Below are 18,836 nucleotides of genomic sequence, written 5' to 3' on the forward strand. Positions count from 1 at the left end.
ATAGAATGGCGGCTTGTTCGTTCTCCAGCTTGGACACTCTCCGGTCAAGGGTAATGTGATGCGCAATTCGGTACGTCGGTGGGCAGTCCTTTTTTTGGTTGGGTTCCTAGCGGCACCCGCAACAGCGGCAGACAATCCTGCAAGCGATCAAAAGAAAGGGGTGAAAGCAGACGTTGTTTATGGCCACAAAGATGGTATGGCCCTGACGATGGATGTCTTCGAACCGAATGGGGAAGCGAATGGCGCCGGGTTGATGTTCATGGTGAGTGGCGGATGGGTATCGACTTGGAATCCCCCCGATCGCATGTTACCGCTCATACAGCCTTTGCTGGAACGCGGATACAAAGTGATCGCTGTGCGGCATGGGAGCAGTCCTCGGTACGTGATCCCAGAGATTGTGTCCGACGTTCGCCTAGCGCACTCGTTTGTTCACGAACACGCGAAGGAGTGGAGCATCGATCCCGATAAAATCGGTGTTTTTGGGTTCAGCGCTGGCGGGCATCTATCGCTTGTGTTAGGGACGACATCCAATGGCGATGCGGACCGCAAAGCAGGTCGAAAGGCTCGCATTGCCGCCGTGGCCGCGGTCTTTCCACCCACGGATTTGCGACCTTACATGGCACTGGACAATCCTCTGCGAGAGCGATTCCCTGCCCTCAAATTCTCTTTGGACAATGGTCCGGATTACTCGCCGCTTCTACAGGTAAGCCCCGATGACGCACCATCGGTCTTGATTCACGGCGACAAGGACGAGCTCGTTCCCATTTGGCATAGCGAAAAAATGAAGGCCGCACTGGACGAAGCGAAGGTCCCTGCCGAACTGCTTGTGATCCAAGGTGCAGCGCATGGATTCGATGCCGATGGCAACAAGAAGATGTTCGAAGCGATGGTGAACTGGTTCGACAAGCAATTGCTGGGCAAACAAGGGGCGAAGTAACGCATCGCCTCATTCGTGCATCCGGACGGAGATTCAGCGTTGGTTTGCGAGGAGTCCCTCTTCTCGCAGTACCAGCTGCAAAGCACGGTCGCATACAGGTGACGCTTCCAACCCGACGTTGGCTGCCGCAAAGACGCCCATCCCGCGTTCCGGTGCCAAGAAGACGACGCAGTACCACATGGTATTCGAGCCGTTATGGGTCAGGATCTGACCATTTGCCCAGTCGCGCTTTCCAGTGTGCCATCCACCTGCGTATTCTGTCTTTTGCCTGCTTTGGTGGAGTCGATTCCAATTCTCGATTCCGATCGGAAGCGGGAAGCTGGCATCGGTCGGGGACATGAGATGGATTCGTAGATACTTGCACCAATCTTCCATCGTCGCGTGCACCGTTCCAGCCGGTCCTAGCACTGCAGGATTATCCTGGTCGACGGAAACCCAACCAGAGGCATCGTCGTTCCGAACATGCCCCCAGCTAACGGGATAGTCTTTTCGTTGCACTGGAGAACCGAATCCCGCTGATTTCATCGAGAGGGGAGCGAAGATTCTTTCTCGCAAGATTTCCTCCCACGGTCGTTTTTCGACTTGTTCGATGGCATGCCCTAGCAGCATGTATCCAAGATTTGAGTATTCAAACTTCCCATGTTTCTTCTCGTCCCATGGAAGGCTGGCAGACCAATCGGCGATTTCGTGCCTCGCCTGCACCATGTCCTTTGCTCGCAACCACTTTCCCCATGGAGCATTGGCCGGTAACCCGCTGGTATGTTCCAGAAGATCGTCCAGCGTTACGTCGCCCCATTGCGTGGTTTGAAAACCGGGGATATCTGGGAAGAGAGATTTGAGCGAGCTGTCCCATTTCAGCTTTCCTTCCTCCACATGGAGCGCAACCAGGGTAGCCGTCATACTTTTGGTGCACGAACCCAGGTGCAAGAGACTGTTCTTTTCGAGAGGTAAGGATTGCCCCTCCTTCGCTACACCACAAACGGCGATCGATATTTCTCCGTGCTTCGTCAGTTTTCCGCAAACCATACCGGGGAATTCAAACTGTTGGCGAATGCGTTCTAACTGCTTTGAAATCTCCAAAGCCCTCGCTTCCGGAGATTCTGCAATCGCAGGTGATTCTGGATTCAAAGAGGACTGGGGGACATCCTGTGAAAGCAAGCGGGGCATGATAAGAGGCTGACCCATGCACAGGACGCAGAGTAAGCATTGACCGAGGAATGAGCAACGCATGGGGCACCTTTGTAGTGAGTTGGCTCTACGAACGGGATTAGAGGATCAGCATACAATCGCCGTAGGAATAAAACCGATACCGTTCTTCGATAGCTTTTTGGTAGGCTTCCTGGATCAATTCGCGTCCCGCGAAGGTGCTGACGAGAACGATCAAGCTGCTCTTGGGGAGGTGAAAATTTGTAAGTAATCCATCCACGGCACGAAAGGTATGGCCCGGTTTGATGAAGATGTCGGTCGATCCACTCCAGGGGATCAAGGCCCCGTTTCCGTGGGAGGCCGCGGTTTCCAGCGTGCGGACTGACGTTGTGCCGATGGCGATGATTCGTCCACCTTCAGACCGCGCGGATTGCAGACGCTTGACGACCGGCTCGGAGATTTGGGCGAATTCGCTGTGCATCTTGTGGTCATCCAATCGGGCCGTTTGAATCGGCCTAAACGTTCCCAGTCCAACGTGGAGGGTGACAGCAACCAGAGCAACGCCGGACGAACGCACTTTGCCAATAAGTTCCTGCGTCAGATGCAAACCGGCGGTCGGGGCCGCGACCGAACCAGGAGAGCGTGCGTAGACCGTTTGGTACCGTTCTCGATCCGCGGAGGTCATTTGACCGTCGCGAATATAGGGGGGGAGGGGTACGCGTCCACATTCTTCGAGCAATTCGAGCCAAGGCCGATTGGGAGACGGGGTAAAAAGAAAATTCCCCTGCTCGGTTCGTGATGCGAGAATCAGTCGTTGGTTTTCACGACCCTCGGGATCGCGAAGCACGATCGACTCACCGGGCTGCAGGAACCCGCGGGTGCTAGAGAGAAGTTCCGCGACTCCATTCTCTTCCCGCAGAAAAAGACCTTCCCACCTGCCACCGGTCTTTTCGCGATACCCGACCAATCGCGCCGGAATGACTTTGGAATCGTTAACGACCATGACATCCCCAGCGCGCAGTACGGAGGGGAGATCACGGATGGAAGCGTGTTCGATTCGTCCCGAGGCGCGATCCACCAACATCATTCGCGAGTCGGTTCGTTGCGTCGGTGGATCTTGAGCGATGAGCTCTCGCGGCAAGTCGAAATCGTAAAGCTCAAGTTCGTTCGGTTCTTGCACGATCGAGCGGTCCAGAAATCCTGTGGATCGATGAAAAGCGTCACAAAACAGCGACGCGATTGTATCTCATCGATCTTTCCGATCGAAGGGGAAATCGCTCAACGTTGGGTCTCACTCCGGCTTGAAAACAACCAAACCGAGAGGTGGGAGTTTCAATTGAATCGATGCTGGACGACCGTGATGGGGAAGGTGAATATCGGAATGGACTCCTGGGTAATTTCCAACATTCGTTCCCGCATAATGCGAGGAATCGCTGTTGAAGATCTCGCGATAGTATCCCGCTTTGGGAACACCCATTCGGTATTCGCGAACAACCGGCGTGAAGTTGCAAGCGACCAAAACGAAGTCGTTTGGATCTTTTGCTTTGCGGACGTAGCCGAGTACGCTTTCTTCACCGTTCATGCAATCGATCCATTCGAATCCATCCTCGGTAAAGTCCATTTCGTGCAAAGCGGGCTCACGCCGCATCAATTGGTTTAGATCGCCAACCAATTTTTGCATACCGCGATGCGTATCCCACTGCAGCAGATCCCATTGGATTTCCGCGTCGTAATTCCATTCGTGCCATTGTGCAAACTCGCTACCCATGAAGAGCAATTTCTTGCCTGGGTGCGTCCACATATAGCTGTAGAGCAATCGAAGGTTTGCGAATTTTTGCCAAAGGTCGCCCGCCATCTGCGCGATCAACGCACCCTTACCGTGCACCACTTCATCGTGCGATAAGGGGAGCGTGAAATTCTCGGTAAAGGCGTAGATCAGGCTGAACGTCAGTTCGTTGTGATGGAATTTTCGGTGAACAGGGTCTTGCCGCATGTAGCGCAACGTATCGTTCATCCACCCCATATTCCACTTGAGAGAAAAGCCCAAGCCGCCCGACTCGGTGGGTCGACTCACTCCAGGCCAGGCGGTCGATTCCTCGGCAATTGTGAGAACACCTGGATACTGAGTGTGTGACTGGATATTGAATTCGCGGAGAAGCTGGATGGCTTCTAAGTTTTCTCGACCGCCGTATTGATTCGGCACCCATTCCCCTTGTTTGCGGGAATAATCGAGATAGAGCATCGACGCAACGGCATCGACCCGAAGACCGTCGATATGGAATTTATCTAGCCAAAACAACGCGTTCGAAATCAAGAAGTTTTTAACTTCGTTTCGACCGAAGTTGAAGATCATCGTCCCCCAATCGGGATGCTCCCCTTGCCGTGGATCTTCGTGCTCATAGAGAGCCGAACCATCGAACCGACGAAGCCCGTGTCCATCCTTGGGGAAGTGAGCGGGAACCCAATCGATGATCACGCCAATTTTGTTACGGTGGCAATAATTGACGAAGTACATAAAGTCTTCGGGCGAACCGTAACGGCTGGTCGCCGCAAAGTAGCCAACGGTTTGGTATCCCCAGGAACCGGTGAATGGGTGTTCGGAGATCGGCATCAGCTCGACGTGAGTGAATCCCATTTCCTGGCAGTAGTGCACCAGTTGATGAGCGATCTCACGATAGTTCATCCAACCATGGATCCCTTTTTCGCATTTTCGCCACGAACCCAAGTGGACTTCGTAGACCGACATCGGTTTGTCGAGTTGATTTTCGTTTCGGCGCCTTTCCATCCAGTCGGTATCACTCCACTCGTATTTATCGAGCGAGCAAACGATGGAAGCTGTGCGAGGTGGAAGTTCGGCTGCAACACCGTATGGGTCCGTCTTGTCGACGACTTCTCCGTGTTCGGTCCGAACGCGGAACTTGTACTTTTGGCCTTCGCCAATGTGGGGAACGAACAATTCCCAGATGCCGCTGGGGACTTGCTTTTGCATCGCATGAGAGCGGCCGTCCCAGTGGTTAAAGTCCCCGACGACTTGGACACTTTGGGCGTTGGGTGCCCAAACGGCGAAGTTCACGCCGACTTGCCCATCCACGGTTCGGATATGGGAGCCGAGTCGTTCGTAGATCTTCCAATGCTGACCTGCATTGAACAAGTAGCGGTCGAAATCAGAGAGATAGCTCGGTACTGAGTATGGATCCGTCATTTCGATAGTATTCCCGTTGCGGTTCGCGAGTCGGATTCGGTAGTTCGAGGAACGTTCGTCTTGCTGCGGAATCAGCCCTTCGTAAAGGCCCGAAGGATGGATCTTTCTCATCGGCCGGATCGCCTCATTGGAACGGTCCACCAACCACGCTTGCTCAGATCCTGGGAAATAACCTCTTACGGCCAACGCATCACGACCGTCGACATGCACTCGGTGCGGTCCTAAAACGCTGCGTGGATCCGAAGCGTTTCCGTCGATGATGTTGGAGAGGGAATTAAAAGGAATCAGGGTTTGCACGATTTCTCCGATTGTTATATCCAATGGCGAGTGAAAGGAGTATGGGCAAGGAATCTCGAAACGGTTCAACGGTGAATTCAGCGGTGAAAAGGTTCAACGGTGGCGTCGAGGCTTCGGGTCGAGCAGCAGCATGCAGCACAGGTAGGATTCAATTCCCTCGTCGAGACGGAGAATGGAATCCCAAACGCCTCGCAGGGATCGTTTGGCCAACGACCAGCAGATCGCGAGAGGGAAGAACAGCATGGCCCGCAGCGTTCGCTTGTGGGTGATTTCGGTAGCCACCGGTAAAACATGTGGCTTGGGTAAACGAATACAGGTGGTTTGCGACCTGTCGCAGTGGACTGTTCCCGTCGTAGCGACTGTAGCAACGACGGGTTGTGCCATGTCGGTGTAGATCCGGGTGGAATGAACGGTTGTCACAGCCGGCTGCGCGGGTGAGCTAGCGAGCTGTGCAATAGAGCCAGCTGGCTGTGCAGATGCCTTGGCGAGTGCATCGCTCGGTTTGGCCATCCAGCGGCACTGCACTTGATGGTACCCCAATGTGCGATCGATTCGTTTCCAGAGATCCGCGTTTCGGATTGGCTGGACTGAGCCGAAGTGTTCCCAGGAAAAGTTGTTTTCGCGCCACTCGGTCAGGCCGTAGCGAAGTCCTCGGAACACATAACGACTGCCGGTCATCAGCGTCACGCGGCTTGGTTGCTCCAGTGCTTCGAGCCCTCGCAATACGGCGACTAATGCGGCTCGATCGGGAGGACAGCCCGCTTCTTTGTCCGTCGCTTCAAACTTTTCCCCTGTCGCGACATTTTCTAACTCGAACCTCCATTGGCTTACTCCGTTTCCACTTCGCGAGCGCTGGCTTCCTGCCGACGCTGGATCTGTGACAAGGTGTTGACCTTCACAGATTAAGTGGAAGTGAGGTTTCGGAGGATTCATGGTGAGTTGATCCAAAGTACCGATTATCGAAGCTGCTTAAGAGTGCCCGATGATCGCGACGATGCGGATCAGCTTGAAAGAATTTGACTGGGAATCTTCGTACAATGGGCATGATGCGTCGAGCGTGAGGCTTGTAACGACTGACACGGCGAAGAAAGAATTCGAGGAGTTTTCATGATCGATTGGCCAGAGCTACCAGATAGCGGTGTTTACTTGAATTGGCCTTCGGAAGGCACCGATTGGATCCATCCCGAGGATGTCGCCACTGTCGAACATTGGATCCCCAGCGATAGGGTCTTTCACCGAATCGGATTCGATGGGACCTATTACCAATTGCAATACGGAGATGCCGTTGTGCGAGTGAAGCCAACGCTTTGGCTCAAACTCAACGACGATGGGTTTCGGATCGGCGACCAAGTCGAAGTGAAGAGTATTGAACTGGAGCGAGAACCTATCATCGCCCGCATACTGGAGATCCGTTATGATGCCGCACTCGGGTCCATTTATTACCTGCTCGAACACCGCGAACTGCCACTTGCTAGGCGTTATCTCGCCGAGGAACTGAATCTGCTTACAAAACGTCCGGAGCTGAGGGACCCTGTCATCGAACCCGTCCTGGAGCCCTCGGAAAACCTAGATGGCGCGGAATGGAAACTAGAACCACCCGCCTAGGCTAGGCGGCAATAGAATCATTTCGTTCGTCCGCGAAAGCTCCTCCCGATCGCTTCCCAAGCCCCAGGGGAAACGTTACAAGGGGGGAGTCGAATGCGATACCTCCACATTCCCACCCTGAAATCAAGCCATGAATTCAACGACACCAGCCTCTCCTATCGGAAAAATTCTAGTTGCCCTTGCCGTGCTACTCGCGGCCGGGGGCTCTGTCTATTTCGCAATGAATCCCGGCAAATCCCTTCCGCCGGCAACGAAACCAGCCACTGGGAATGCGAGCGATTCCCAACCGGCGGATGCAAAGCCTTCGGAATCAAAGCCCGATGCGCAACCTGCCGAACAGCCCGCTCAACAGCCTGCTGAACAATCCAGCCAACAATCGGAACAACCATCGGCAACGCCGAGCAAAGACCAGACCCCGGCAAAGTGACCCATCCGAAGCAAAGTGCCCCATCCGTAGCGGAATGAGCCGTAAGAAGTGGAGTGAGCTGTCAGAAGTGGAACCGAATCTTCGCGCTGAGCCTTCTCGCGTTTTGCGCAATGCGATCTTGTTGATTGCCATCTTGATTCCCGTGATTCCCGTCGCGCGGATTTATTTTTGGCAGCATGCGTTGCCGCGCTGGTATCTAGCCCATGCGGCAAACGAGTTAGCGGCCGAGCGAGTCGATTCCGCGCGTCAAACGCTAGATCGGTCGATCGAAATGGATCCGTCGATCGCATCAGACCTTCATTACTGGCGTTTGCGACTCGATCTCTTGCTTGGCCAAAAGGAATTGCCAAACGAACAGCTTGAAGAGTTCATTGCACATGTGTTCGATCATTTGCAACACATGGAGAGTGTGCCGTTAAGGGCTGCCGTGAGCGATTGGATTGCGTCGCGTCTTTTGCAGGAGCGGCAAGCACCGGCGGCGGTCCGGATCATGAGTCGTTTCTTTCCTTCGATCGCCGAGCGGACACCGGTTCAAAACAACGACTTGGCTTATGCGAGAGCGATCGCGAGTGTCGATTTGGATCTCGCTTCCAAAGAAATCGACGCTGCGCTGCGGAAGACTTCGGAGCGAAATCCGGGGTTTCTTGATACGAAAGCGTGGATCCTTCACCAGCAGGGCAAAAACCAACTTGCGCAGGAGTTCTCGCAGGCCGCCATCGAACTTCTGTACCGCGATCTTGCCGGTCTGAACCCAAGCCTGGCCCAAGCCTTTTATCCCGACGAAAAGGTTTTTGTTGTTCGGGACAAATTGGAATCCGAAGGGCTGGAGGAGGAAAAGAAAAGGGCCGCAGAGGGACTGGAAAAGCTGCCCGGGGTTGCGGAATCGCAAGTCGACCAGCAACTTCGCATGATCGCCGTTCTTCGCCACCATCGGGCTTCCATTCTGGAGGCGCTCGGAGACGAAGAGGGTGCCGCCATCGATCGCTTGTGGTTGCGACTATTTGGCTTTCATGACACCGAATCTCTCGTGTAACGTGCCGGACCGGTTGTACTGGCGGGTTTAATTGGCAGGCCGATTTAACTGGCAGGCCGATTTAACTGGCAGGCCCGTTTAATGGGCAGACCCGATTAATTTAATTGGCAGGCCGGGCAGTGCCCCCCATTTCTACAGCGAAAATCCACCCAGCGCGACGCATATGCAGTGCTGAGCGGAGAGGCAAGTCGCGAAATCGTTAGAAAATTCATTCCAAGGGCTCGAAAAAGTTGCAAGCTGTGCGAAAATGGGTCCGCGGCGTTCCACATAGCCAAAGGCTATGTCCCACCCTTCGTTGCAATTTTAACTGGATGTGCATCTAGAGCTTGGACTGATATGTTGGGCGTCCGTTTGGAGAAAAAGAGTTTTTGGCGGAGTCCGCCCAGGGCCAGCCGGAACGTTTCTGGATTTTTGGCGGCAGAAGAGATGGAGTTGCGACTCGCCAAGGAGCGAGAACGCTGCGATCGATATCTTCTCCACTTCTCGATGATCGCTCTGGAATGGAATAGTCCTCCGACGAAACATTTACTCCGAGCGGTCGAGACTTTTCTCACTGGACGTTTAAGACTTTCGGACGAGGCTGGGTTCTTGCGTACCGGCGGGATCGGCATCATGCTTCCAATGACCGATGCGGATGGAGCTCGTAAAGTCTTGGAGATTGTTCAATCGTTTGCGCACCATCAATCCTGGCCGATCCACGCGGAGGTGTATACCTATGTCGGCTACACGGGAAGCGATAACGATCCCACGGAAGGCGGGGATGACTCCGAGGATCTGCAATCTTTACGGGAGTCCGGGACAAATCTGGGCTCGCCCAGGGAGCATTGCAAAGAGTCCTTGCTGAGAATGGTCGCGAAGCCCTTTCCAAAGTGGAAGCGAGCATGCGATATCGCAGGTGCGGTTGTCGGGTTGATCGTGACATCGCCTGTGTTGGTTGTCGCTTGCATCGCAGTCAAAGCGACTTCGCGCGGCCCCGTGTTTTTCAAACAAATGCGATGCGGTCAGCACGGACGTCCCTTCGCCATTTATAAACTTCGAACCATGGTGGTGAATGCAGAAGAGCTCAAAGCGTTACTGCACGAACGAAACGAACGCGATGGACCTGCGTTCAAAATCAAGAACGATCCCCGAGTCACCAAGGTTGGAAAATTTCTTCGAAAGGTTGGGGCAGACGAGCTTCCACAACTGGTCAATGTGCTCAAGGGAGACATGTCCATCGTGGGACCGCGACCGCTCCCCATTTCGGAGGACATGCAGTGCGCATCTTGGCAACGTAGACGGCTTGATACGAAGCCAGGTTTGACTTGCACCTGGCAAATCAGCAAATCGAGAAATATCAGTTTTCGAGACTGGATGCGGTTGGATCTGCAATATGGTTCCAGACGGTCTTTGCTGCATGACGTGGAGCTCATCGCCAGAACTTTTATCGCCGTTTTCCTAGGGCGTGTTGGCCACTAGCGAATACCTACCGTAGAATTCGGGTGATAGGTATCGTCTTGCACGCTCCAGCCAGGACTCCGCCTCGCGATCGTGGCGGTTGGTTGGGCGAATGGTAGTAAAGTGAGACGATTTCTGACTCTCACCCCACTGCGAGACACCATGCCCCCAATAGCTAACCGCTCCGGCTTGTATTTCTATCTGCTGACGATTGGGATCTGTCTAACCGGTTTCGTACCCAATGGTTTGGCACAGCCACCCTCCCCCCCATTGATCGGAAAGTCTCGGCTGTTGTACTGGGCCGACGACGCCAATCAACTCTATCAGCTGCCAGCCAAAGTAGAGACCGGACCGCACGAGCAATGGACCCTAAGCGACGGAACGGAATTGAGGGGTTCTATTGCTTTGTATGCCGAACTGGACGGGGATGTGATTACCTTCGTTGATGGGAAACGCGTGATCGATCGCGTTCCGATCGATCGGTTTGCAGAGCAATCGCGAGCGCGCGCGGAGGGACAAATCCAGAAGAGGCGCGAACTCGTGCAACGATTGCGTGATTTGGTTCCCGTAGCTCTCGATCTGGGGCCGCAGCTGCATCCAGCCTTACTCGGATTCTTAAACTCCGAGGATGGACACATAAGGTTCTGGTACATGAAGGGGATCTTTGAAGCCCCAGAATCCGAATTTCAACCAAACCAGCTCCGCGCGCTTCAAGAAAGCTGGAAACGCCGCGATAGCATGCCAGCATGGAAATGCGTCGGAGAGCCCTATCCCTTCGCGTCTCGGCTGCTCGGCATCACACCTCTTGGGTACGCGATGCAAGGCTTGATTCAGAACAATGTCGCGGTCGAGGAGGTTGAATTCATCGTCCCGCACGGTCTTCTGGTCTCCGCTTCCCGAAACAGCGCGGAATCCATCGCTAAAAACTCCCCTCGCAATGATCGATGGCTTGATTCCCCGTTTCCTAAGTGGGTATACGGAGTTAGTCAGCCGGGGCGATTACTGATGTCCATGCCGATTCTGAAAGGAAATCGAGTGGATTGGGAACTCACTAAATGGCTCGAGCCCAAGCTACACACGCAGATTGGCCCGACTCAAAGACAACCCGTTCTGGCGTCGATGACCCCTCAAGCGTTGACACTTACGGCGATGATGGTCAAGGAGACGGTTGAGAAGAAGTGGTCGATCCGGCAAGCTCTGGAGCATTGGACGGACGATCGAATCACTAGCGAGGAAGCCCGCTGGATCGGAAATATGCCAGCCAAACAGATGCAGCTCTGCAATCAATGGCGGATGCGCGGGCTTACTCTTGCTCGCAATCAGTTCGAAGGGGTTCTTCTGCATACGCAGCAAAACCTTTGGCATTTTCGCAACAACGAAAGCATGGAGGTTTTCAGCGTTCCTAAAGATGTCATCGACCCCGAGTTCCATGAGCTAGGGGAGCTCGTTACCAAACGAATTCGTAAATTCTTGGAGACCCATCCGGATCCCAATTATCCCAAACCCAATCCTTACCGCCGATTGATCAGGAATATCTTCGCAGGAGGGGCGACACCTTATACCAAGCCCATCGATGTACCATCCGCATCCAAAACGCCCCTTGAATCGATCGAGGTCGAAGCCAGTGACGGCCGAGGAAACATCGAAAAGGTCGCGGTACACCGATACCATACCCATCCCGAAGATTGGGCCTTTCTGGTTGGGGGAGCCTCAGCGACATCGCAGAGAGCGGGCACTGTGACCAGTGAAATCCAAATGGTTCTTTTTGAGAAACCTCGTGACAAGCGGAGTTTTAGCTATTCGTTTCCCGTGCAAGGCATTCGTCGTTTCGCATACGGCTACCTCATCCAGAAGGATGATAAGTGGATATTGGTCGACGAAGCCATGGTCGCCAAGCCGCAAGGTGATTCGTTGGAAATTGCAATCGGTCGCACCGAAGCGAGATTGCAGGAGGAAGAAAAGTATCGAAAGACACCATCCACCCTTGGATATGACTATGTGCTTTATGGCGTTTTCAACGGGGTTGTTGTCATTGGAAAAAATGCGGTACTCGAGAGTACCGGCAGGCTTCGATACACGGACATCAACAACCGGAGCACATCGCTACCTCAACACCTAAACATAACGGAGCGAGGAGAGCTATTGCTTCAGTTGGAGCTTCTCAAACGTCTGAAATCGAAATCCGGCGAGGCCGTCACCGAAGCGAAGCCCATCACGCCTCAGGATCGACTGTCGATGTATCGGGACATCGACACGAGAATCGCCGATCATTGGCCGATCCAAGTAACGTTCCGATCAGGCCATTACTTCGATGCCCATTTCGAATGCTTGGATGGTGACGACGCAATATTGAAACGTATCTCAGACGATCGATGCTTCCGCGTTTCCATTCGAAGATTGCAGGAGAACTATGTCAAGGAATTCATTCGGCTCGACGCATTGCGTCAAAAGGATGTCGGATCCTACTCGAAAAACAAGATAGATCCAGCATCGATCACCGATCGCATGGTTCGACTGTACAGCTCGGATTTCCCCACCATTATCGTTAACCCCGAGATTCATTCGGATAGCATTCGAAACCGCGTCAGCGAGGAAGATATTTACTACATCCCTACACCCAGCGTGGTGGCTGAAGATGTATCCGATCTCCGAAACCAAATCGCCAAGAAGAGCGTGCCCCCCAATGCTGCTGCGGATTTGGAAGCTGTATTGACTTCAGACGTGCAACCATCCGAAACGCGGCTACCTCTTCGGTCGATCCCTGCAGAGTGGAAGCAAAAGGTGGATTCCATTGTCCGACGCAGCGACAAGAATTGGCGGATATCCAAACTCGATTGGTCGGCACAACCTGAGGTAACGATCTTTTCTCATGATGGATCCCATCTCCTCAAGAAGGAGAACCGGTCGTCGTCAACCGATAGCTGGTTCTTGACCCGTTTGGAAGGGGAAGGAAAGCCAGTCACTTTGCCAATTTCCTTGGAATGCTCGAGTACAGGACGCGTTTTTTGGAATCGAGACTGTTCCCATCTCCTCGTCGTAGATGGTGGCAAACTCGTGCGCTTTCGCGTACTTATTTCCCCCGACCAAGATCGCTGGGAGGTATCCGATTCGACTCTCCTATCGGATCAGATCGGCCCAATGGTGGTCTCTGGACAGTCTTCGGACGGTAATCGAATGTTCCTTTTCTGTGAAAGCGGGGAACTCTATGTGGTAGATCTGGATACCAATCGGATGGAATCGCTAAAGATTCAGAATCCTCCTATACCGATGGGGGAGCGACATCGTTTCGGCTGCTGGCCCAGCAAAAACGGTGATGCCGTGGCTATTAAAATTTTGAACGACGTCAATGTCTATCAGTGCGATGCGAAGACGCTTCAGCTCACCCTTAGTTCCTCGACTCAGATTGCTGCCAGCGAGACGCCCGGAATCTTGATGGACGATATGGTGATTTACGCCGAGCCCGACGCGAGAGCACTGCGCGCCATCCCTGCGAGACGGCCGCCGGATGTCGACGTTTTTGCGGTCAACATACCCCTTCCATTTTTCCCGAGGCATATTGCGATTACCCGAAACGAGGGGGGACCGCTCGGTGACTTTATCGTCTTCGGCACACCTACCAACCAAGCTGTGAGCGAATCCAATCCCATGATGTCGACGCCCATGACGTTTGTGTCGACACACCCATTCCTACCGCAACGTGTTTGCACATCCGGTGAAATCAAATCCGTTTCAGGAAATGGTCGACGCATCCTGCATACGGAAGGTAACCAATTCTCCGTGAGGACGGTGCCTGAAACTCGGCACCTTGATTACGGCGAATTCGATGACCTCGCGCTGGAATTAGTGGAAGATCAAAAGTTCGCGGAACTGGATTCGATTTGGAGCTATCTGCAGACGGATGCAATACGCAAACAAGGCTCTTATCCAACCCAATTGGCGGATCGCTTTTTGAAGTCTGTTTATTTCAGCTCTCTTCGATACAAGCAGGAGATTCCAGGCGATTCGAGCAAAAGGTTCAACCAGTATGTAGGGCGTTGGATGAAGATCATGCCAGAATCGAGCCTTCCTCGAATGTTGGAATGCCAGCGGCTTCGGGATCTGGCTTGGATGGCAAGAGGGACTGGCACAATCGATACGGTCACCGAGGATGGTGCCGCGATCTACCAGCAGTCGATGCGGACTTTGGTGCAAAAGCTACGAGAACTCTTGCCCCTCGAGACAGGCTCGGTTTCGTATTTCTTGGCGTTCGATGCCTGCATGGCATTGGGGCTTCCTCCCACATCCTCCGATTCCCTGCAGCAAGCGTTCACTAGGTCGGATTCCTACGAAAGCCCCGATCCACACCGCATCGCAATCCTCTCTCTGCTTCCTCGCTGGTTTGGCGAGCAAGGAGATTCCGAGAAATACATCGAACAGGTTTCTGATAATCTCGGAGGGAAGGAAGGAGATCGGATGTATGCAGAATTGATCTTGGACGCAATGAATTATCAGTCGAGCGAGCTGCCCATGGCAAGGGTTTTGAACTGCAATCTCGACCGCATGCTACAAGGAATGAAGGAGATGGATGACGAGACGCTCTCCCTCCATTTGCTCCGCGGTCTCAACGGTCTGTTTTGGAGCGAACGAAAGTCGGAAGCCAAAGAGCTATGGTTGCACGCAACGCGTCGTGGGGTGCTTCCTCACGTATCGACGTTGTCGGTGATCGAAAAACTACCCCTCATGTTGGAAGCGATGGGATTGAACGACTCGAACGATCAAGTCCCGATCCGTGAACGACGATAGACCTACAATTCTTCGTCTGGAGTTCGAAGGGTCAAAACCATCGGCGCATGCGGAAGTAAACGAGAAGTCCCGATGCGATCGCAGCCATAAGCCCTAGCGCGAACGGGTAACCGAAGTACCAGTTGAGCTCTGGCATATTCCAGGGGGAATGGTCTTTGAAGTTCATTCCGTAAACGCCCGCAACGAAGGAAAGGGGAATGAAGATGGTCGAGATAATCGTCAGCACCTTCATCACCTCATTCATGCTATTGCTCACTGTCGAAAGATAATAATCCCTAAGATCGGAAGTGAGTTCTCGGTAGGTGTCGACCGAATCGATGAGTTGGATGACGTGATCGTAGCAATCTCGCAAATGGACTCGGGCTTCATGGGAAATGAAGGAGGTCGAGTCGCGAACCAACTCATTGAGCATTTCTCGATGGGGGCGTATTGATCTTCGCAGCGCAAGGAGTTGACCACGCAACTCGTGGACTTGCATCAAGTGGGCGCTGTTTCGCTCCAGGGTAATCGCCTCTTCCACCCCATCGGCTTGTTCGGCGATCTTTTCCATCACGGGAAAATAGCTGTCGATGACGGCATCGAGCAATGCGTACAGGAGATAGTCGGCCCCCGCTTCGGATACTTTGCCCCGATGGAATTTAAGACGCTGCCGAATCGGCTCCCAACAATCTCCGGTTCGCTCCTGGAACGATAACAGCAGGCCTGGGCGAATAAAGAAGGAGAGCTGTTCACTTTGGAACGCATCCTCTCCATCGATCATGCGAGCGACCACGAACAAGCTATCGGAAAACTCGTCGACCTTGGCGCGCTGGTGCACATTCACCACGTCTTCCATCGCCAATGGGTGCAATCCCAACTGGTTGGCGAGGGTTCTCAATGTCGCCTCAGATCCGAGCCCAGTCACATCCACCCAAACGGTAGGATGTTGTTTCTGAATCGAGTCCAGCCTGCTCAGATCGGTCAGCACCGACTCGTAAAAGCCACCGTTCCCGAACCCGATCACGCGAACATGGGTCGAGTCCGCTGCTGGATCGACAACCAACGTACCCGGGGGTGCCCCCGGCTGGGTTCGACGCTTGGCAAGCGTTTGGCTTCTTCGCCGCCGGTTCTTACCCATGCCGTTTCCTTGCGTTGCCGATTCTTTGCTCGATTAGGACTGTGCCAATTTTCGAAGGACCGTTGGGAGGATACCACCGTTTCGATAGTAATCAATTTCCACCGGGGTATCGATTCGGACGAGCGCGTCGAAGGACTTCTTGCTCCCGTCCGCGCTCGTTGCGATGACTTGCACGCGACTTCTGGGTTGTAGTCCATCATGGAGCGAGGGAATGTCAAAGGTTTCCTCGCCGGTCAAGCCCAGAGATTGGGCGGATTGACCTTCGACAAACTGCAGTGGCAAGACCCCCATACCGACCAAATTGCTTCGGTGGATACGTTCGTAGCTGGTCGCAATGACTGCCTTGATACCGAGTAGCAACGTTCCCTTTGCCGCCCAATCTCGGGACGATCCGGTTCCGTATTCGGCCCCAGCCAAAATCACCAATGGCGTCTTGGTGGCCTGATACTTCATCGACGCGTCATAGATGCTCATCTGCTCTCCAGTCGGCAGGTAGCGGGTGACGCCACCTTCAATACCTGGAGTCAATCCATTGCGGATTCGGATATTAGCGAACGTCCCGCGAACCATCACGCGATCGTTACCACGGCGTGCACCGTAGCTGTTGAAGTCTCGTGGGGAAACGCCGTTTTCGACCAGGAATCGACCTGCAGGTCCGTCCTTCGCAATTGAACCAGCGGGCGATATGTGATCCGTGGTGACCGAGTCGCCGAGGACTGCTAGAACGCGTGCTCCCAAAATCGGTTGGATGGAGCCTTCACTTTGCGTAATCCCCTCCAAAAACGGAGGCCGCTGGATGTAGGTGCTCTTGGCGTTCCAATCGAACCGCTCACCAGGGGTGATGGGAATCGCATTCCAGGTCTCGTTGGCGGTGAATGCGCTAGAATACTGGTGGATAAACATCTCTGGTTGTACGGACTGATTGACCGCGGCATCCACCTCTTCGTGGGTTGGCCAAATCTCGCGGAAGTAGACCGGGTTACCATCGGTGTCGGTGCCGATCGGATCCTTGTCCAAATCGATGTCGACGGTTCCGGCAATCGCATACGCGACAACCAATGCGGGGCTTGCCAAGTAATTCGCGCGCGTGTGGGGATTCACACGCCCCTCGAAATTCCGGTTTCCACTGAGGACGGCAGCAGCGACTAAGTTACCGGAAATGATTGCGTTGGCGACAGGCTCGGGGAGTGGGCCGCTGTTGCCAATGCAAGTGGTACAGCCGTAACCGACGACGTAGAATCCAAGCTGCTCTAGAGGCTTGAGCACTCCAGCGTTGTTCAAGTAGTCTGTCACGACACGCGATCCGGGGGCCAAACTGGTCTTTACAAAGCCTTTCACGCGAAGACCTCGCGCGACGGCTTTCTTCGCGAGCAGTCCAGCACCGAGCATGACAGAAGGGTTGCTGGTATTGGTGCAGGAGGTGATCGCAGCGATGACGACCGATCCGTGTTTGAGATCTGCGTCATGGGTCGCTCCCTCGATCGTGCTGCTAGCGGAGAGTTGCTCAGGAGCCAGACCAAACCCCCGTTCGGCAATCGGCGCGGTGAGCCCTTTATTGAACGAACTTTGTACCGCCTTGAGGGGGACGCGATCTTGCGGTCGCTTGGGACCTGCTACAGAAGGCTCGACGGTGGATAGATCGAGGGTCAACACTTTGGTGTATTGAAGGTCGGCCATTCCATCGATACGGAACAGCCCTTGTTCTTTGCAATAGCGCTCCACCAATTCAATTTCATCCTTGGTCCGTCCCGTTCGATGCAGGTAGGTCAAGGTCTCGTTATCGACGGGGAAGAATCCCATGGTCGCGCCGTACTCGGGAGCCATATTGGCGATGGTCGCGCGATCGGCCAAGGTCATCTTCGAGACACCATCGCCAAAGAACTCGACGAACTTGTTCACAACCCCTTCTTTCCGAAGGATCTCAGTGACTCGCAGCACCAAGTCCGTTGCGGTGGATCCGGGTGACAGTTTCCCAACAAGCTTCATACCTACCACTTCGGGCATCAGCATATACAACGGCTGCCCGAGCATCGTGGCCTCAGCTTCGATTCCGCCAACCCCCCAACCGAGCACCCCCAAGCCATTGATCATAGTGGTGTGTGAGTCGGTTCCGACCAGACTATCGGGGAACGCGACAGGGCCGACATGATCCTTGCCCTGGAAGACAGCTTTGGCAAGGTATTCCAAATTAACTTGGTGAACAATTCCCGTGTTGGGTGGAACGACACGGAAGTTGTCGAATGCTTGTTGTCCCCAGCGAAGAAACTCATAGCGCTCCTTGTTGCGCTCGAATTCGACTTCGACGTTTTTGGACAAGGAATCCGCAGTCCCGAAGAAATCCACTTGCACCGAGTGATCGATGACCAGGTCGACAGGAATCAATGGGTTGATTTTTTTGGGGTCCCCTCCCAGGGCGCTCATCCCATCGCGCATCGCGGCCAAATCCACGACAGCAGGGACGCCCGTGAAATCCTGGAGGACGACGCGTGCGGGCTTAAAGGGAATCTCCAATTCGGCTGGCTTGGCAGCATTCCATTTAGCCAGGTTGGTTACGTCCTCCTCGGAGACTTGATAACCATCGCAGTTGCGCAGAACGGTTTCCAGCAAAATCCGGATGGAAAATGGAAGTTGCGAGATATTCGCGATCCCGGCTTTCTCAAGCTGACTGAGTCGATAGATACCCATTTCGCCCTGCGGGGCTCGGAAGGTGCTACGGGCTCCAAATGGGTCGGTCAATCGCTTTGCAGAGGACATGGCATCCTGAAGAAAACAAGGGGTGGGATCAATCGTTAGAAACAGAACTCGGGTGCATTGTAACCGACAACGTTAAAAGAAAAACGGCCCGTTGTTGAA

The 18,836-nt window shown here is 53.9% G+C and carries 12 protein-coding genes; 6 read left to right on the top strand and 6 right to left on the bottom strand.

The features are described 5' to 3' along the window. The first annotated feature begins 58 nt into the window (after positions 1-58). Positions 59-937: an alpha/beta hydrolase gene (locus SH467x_RS04705; protein WP_482370135.1), complete on the top strand. Its 879-nt coding sequence runs from the start codon at positions 59-61 to the stop codon at positions 935-937. A gap of 33 nt (positions 938-970) precedes the next feature. Here the strand turns inward: SH467x_RS04705 and SH467x_RS04710 are convergent, their stop codons facing one another. From SH467x_RS04710 to SH467x_RS04725, 4 genes are all read right to left on the bottom strand, one after another. After that, positions 971-2,167: a serine hydrolase domain-containing protein gene (locus tag SH467x_RS04710; protein ID WP_482370136.1), complete on the bottom strand. Its 1,197-nt coding sequence runs from the start codon at positions 2,165-2,167 to the stop codon at positions 971-973. 37 nt (positions 2,168-2,204) lie between these two features. Next, a complete protein-coding gene (gene queA, locus SH467x_RS04715) occupies positions 2,205-3,263 on the bottom strand; it encodes a tRNA preQ1(34) S-adenosylmethionine ribosyltransferase-isomerase QueA (protein ID WP_482370137.1) in 1,059 nt (352 codons plus the stop codon). Positions 3,264-3,374: 111 nt separating this feature from the next. After that, positions 3,375-5,582: a 1,4-alpha-glucan branching protein GlgB gene (gene glgB / locus SH467x_RS04720; RefSeq protein WP_482370138.1), complete on the bottom strand. Its 2,208-nt coding sequence runs from the start codon at positions 5,580-5,582 to the stop codon at positions 3,375-3,377. A 93-nt stretch (positions 5,583-5,675) separates the two neighbouring features. Continuing rightward, positions 5,676-6,515 (bottom strand): RNase H family protein, encoded by an 840-nt coding sequence (locus SH467x_RS04725; protein ID WP_482370139.1) that lies wholly within the window; start codon positions 6,513-6,515, stop codon positions 5,676-5,678. A gap of 174 nt (positions 6,516-6,689) precedes the next feature. Here SH467x_RS04725 and SH467x_RS04730 point away from each other — a divergent pair, with 174 nt between their 5' ends. The 5 genes from SH467x_RS04730 (at position 6,690) to SH467x_RS04750 (ending at position 14,866) form a co-directional block, all read left to right on the top strand. Next, positions 6,690-7,187, top strand: a complete 498-nt coding sequence (locus SH467x_RS04730; protein ID WP_482370140.1) for a DUF6960 family protein — start codon at positions 6,690-6,692, stop codon at positions 7,185-7,187. A 130-nt stretch (positions 7,188-7,317) separates the two neighbouring features. Then, the gene (locus SH467x_RS04735; protein ID WP_482370141.1) at positions 7,318-7,614 is read left to right on the top strand and encodes a hypothetical protein; all 297 of its coding nucleotides are present in this window, start codon (positions 7,318-7,320) and stop codon (positions 7,612-7,614) included. Between the two features lie 34 nt (positions 7,615-7,648). Next, the gene (locus SH467x_RS04740) at positions 7,649-8,647 is read left to right on the top strand and encodes a hypothetical protein (RefSeq protein ID WP_482370142.1); all 999 of its coding nucleotides are present in this window, start codon (positions 7,649-7,651) and stop codon (positions 8,645-8,647) included. Between the two features lie 426 nt (positions 8,648-9,073). After that, positions 9,074-10,105, top strand: a complete 1,032-nt coding sequence (locus SH467x_RS04745; RefSeq protein ID WP_482370143.1) for a sugar transferase — start codon at positions 9,074-9,076, stop codon at positions 10,103-10,105. Between the two features lie 141 nt (positions 10,106-10,246). Then, positions 10,247-14,866 (top strand): hypothetical protein, encoded by a 4,620-nt coding sequence (locus SH467x_RS04750; RefSeq protein WP_482370144.1) that lies wholly within the window; start codon positions 10,247-10,249, stop codon positions 14,864-14,866. 31 nt (positions 14,867-14,897) lie between these two features. Here the strand turns inward: SH467x_RS04750 and corA are convergent, their stop codons facing one another. Continuing rightward, on the bottom strand, positions 14,898-15,983 hold the full coding sequence (corA, locus tag SH467x_RS04755) for a magnesium/cobalt transporter CorA (RefSeq protein WP_482370145.1): 1,086 nt from the start codon (positions 15,981-15,983) through the stop codon (positions 14,898-14,900). A 33-nt stretch (positions 15,984-16,016) separates the two neighbouring features. After that, positions 16,017-18,737 carry an aconitate hydratase AcnA gene (gene acnA / locus SH467x_RS04760; protein WP_482370146.1) on the bottom strand — a complete coding sequence of 907 codons (2,721 nt, stop codon included), beginning with the start codon at positions 18,735-18,737 and terminating at the stop codon, positions 16,017-16,019. Between the last annotated feature and the right edge of the window lie 99 nt (positions 18,738-18,836).

Origin of the sequence: Brakhagea slesvicensis (genome assembly GCF_052161625.1) — a bacterium.
In the GTDB taxonomy this organism is placed as follows: domain Bacteria; phylum Planctomycetota; class Planctomycetia; order Pirellulales; family Pirellulaceae; genus JBKCUI01.